This window comes from Thermohalobaculum sp., from assembly GCF_058622915.1.
This window is the reverse complement of the sequence record NZ_JBZSYN010000092.1, coordinates 1-2539: the sequence shown is the minus strand read 5'-3', so window position 1 is coordinate 2539 and position 2539 is coordinate 1. Positions and strand designations below refer to the sequence as shown.

Sequence of the window (2539 nt, the reverse complement as noted above, 5' to 3'; positions counted from 1 at the left end):
GGGCGGGCGCGCGGTCGCGCCGGCAGCGCCCGGGCGGGCGTGAGCGCGGGCGGCCGGCCCCCGAGCGCCGGCATCGCCCGATCTCCAGCGGCCCCACCCGGGGCCCCGGCTCACAGGGTGATGCGCTCGCCGCATTCGACCGGGCCGGCGCGCAGGCGGGCGATGAGGCGCGCGGCGGCGTCCTCGATCGGGCACAGCGCCTCGCGCTCCTCGCCCGGGTAGAAGCGGCCCCTGAGCGCGGTGGGCATCGGCGGGGGCACCAGCTCGGCGATGGCGAGCCAGCGCACGGTCTCGGCGGCCCAGGCGCGGGTGAGCGCGGACTGCGCCGCCTTGGCGAGCGCGTAAGGCGCGTGGAACTTCTTGCCCATCGCGTCGTCGGCGGCGATCAGCGCGGTGCCGCGCCCCGAGAGCCTGAGCAGCGGGTCGACCACCCGGATCAGGCGCTGGAAGGCGCGCACATTGGTGGCCAGCGAGCGGTCCAGCTCCTTGCCGTCGATGTGCTCGGCAGGCTGCAGCGGCGGCGCCTGGAAGGCGGTGTGCAGCCACAGGCCGACCCCGCCCCAGCGCTCGTGGATGGCTGCGCCGAGCCGCGCCAGCCCCGGGTCGTCGCAGATGTCGAGCGGGATCAGCGTGGCGGAGCCGCCGGCGGCGCGGATCCGGTCGTCGAGCTCCTCGAGCCCGCCGACGGTGCGCGCGACTGCCAGCACATGCGCCCCCGCCGCGCCCAGCGCCACCGCGGAGGCGAAGCCGAAGCCGCGCGAGGCGCCGGTGACGAGGGCGACCTGGCCCTTGAGGAATGGCTCGGCCATGGGGGTCCGCTCAGGCGCCGACGGGTTCCTCAAGGGCGCCGCGGGCGCGGGCGTCCGAGGGCTCCACGGGATAGTCGCCGGAGAAGCAGGCGTCGCAGAACTGCGGCTCGGCGGCGTCGCGCCCCTCGGCGTCGCCGCAGGCGCGATAGAGGCCGTCGAGCGAGACGAAGCGCAAGGAATCGAAGCCCAGATGCGTGCACATCTCGGCCTCGGTCATGTTGGCGGCCAAGAGCTTGGCGCGCTCGGGCGTGTCGACGCCGTAGAAGCAGGGCCAGCGCGTGGGCGGGCTGGCGATGCGGAAATGCACTTCCGCCGCGCCGGCGGCGACGATCATGTCTTTGATCTTGCGGCTGGTGGTGCCGCGCACCACCGAGTCGTCGACCAGCACCACGCGCTTGCCCTCGACCACGGCGCGGTTGACGTTGAGCTTTAGGCGCACGCCCATGTTGCGGATCTGCTCGGTCGGTTCGATGAAGGTGCGCCCGACATACTGGTTGCGGATGATGCCCATGGCATAGGGGATGCCGCTGGCCTGGCTGTAGCCGATCGCGGCCGGGGTGCCGCTGTCGGGCACGGCGCAGACGATGTCGGCCTCGACCGGGGCCTCGCGCGCCAGCTCCATGCCGATGCGCCGGCGCGCCTCGTAGACCGACAGCCCGCCGATGATGCTGTCGGGGCGCGAGAAGTAGATGTACTCGAACACGCAGAAGCGCGGGCGCTCGGGCTCGAAGGGGTGGTGCGACTCCACGCCATTGCCGTTGATGATGACCATCTCGCCCGGCTCGACCTCGCGCACCAGCTCGGCGCCGAGGATGTCGAGCGCGCAGGTCTCCGACGACAGGATCCAGGTCTCGCCGAGCCGGCCGAGCACCAGCGGGCGCACGCCCAGCGGGTCGCGCACGCCGATCATCTTGGTGCGCGTCATGGCGATCACCGAGAAGGCGCCCTGCACCAGCCTGAGCGCGTCCTTCATGCGGTCGGGGATGGTGCGCTGGATCGAGCGCGCCATCAGGTGGATGATGCACTCGGTGTCCGAGGTGGACTGGAAGATCGAGCCGCGCTCGATCAGCTGCGAGCGCAGCGCCTCGGCATTGGTGATGTTGCCGTTGTGCGCCACGGCGCAGCCGCCCATGGCGAAGTCGGCATAGAGCGGCTGCACGTCGCGCAGCGCGGTGCCGGTCTTGGCCCCGGTGGTGGAGTAGCGCGTGTGGCCCATGGCGATGCGGCCGGGCAGCAGGTCCATCACGCTTTGCTTGGTGAAGTTGTCGCGCACATAGCCGATGCGGCGCACGGTGTTGAAGCCGGTCTCGGGGCAGTAGGAGCAGATGCCCGCCGCCTCCTGCCCGCGGTGCTGCAGCGCGTGCAGGCCGAGCGCGACATAGGCTGCCGCGTTGTCGGCGCCGAACACGCCGTAGACCCCGCACTCCTCGTGGAGACTGTCGTCATCGAAGGGATGCGACCGCCAGCCGGAACGGCCGGTGTCAGTCATTCGGGCGGCTCCCGTCTGGTCCATCTCGCGCGCCCTATATATGCGGCCCGGGTGCGGATGTCACCAAGGCGTCATCGAGGGCGCGATGTCGCATCACTTGCCCGTGGTGCCCGTGCCGGTGGTGCCGGTGCCCGTGGTGGAGGTCCCCGTGGTGGAGGTCCCCGTGGTGGAGGTCCCCGTGGTGGAGGTCCCCGTGGTGGAGGTCCCCGTGGTGGAGGTCCCCGTGGTGGAGGTCCCCGTG

General features: G+C 72.1%; 2 protein-coding genes. Both read right to left on the bottom strand.

Going from position 1 to position 2539, the window contains the following annotated elements; genetic code table 11:
• Nucleotides 1–110: 110 nt before the first annotated feature.
• Nucleotides 111–809 (bottom strand): SDR family NAD(P)-dependent oxidoreductase, encoded by a 699-nt coding sequence (locus AC32QD_RS07855; RefSeq protein ID WP_492009938.1) that lies wholly within the window; start codon nucleotides 807–809, stop codon nucleotides 111–113.
• Nucleotides 810–819: 10 nt separating this feature from the next.
• A complete protein-coding gene (gene purF / locus AC32QD_RS07850; RefSeq protein WP_492009937.1) occupies nucleotides 820–2298 on the bottom strand; it encodes an amidophosphoribosyltransferase in 1479 nt (492 codons plus the stop codon).
• Nucleotides 2299–2539 lie beyond the last annotated feature (241 nt).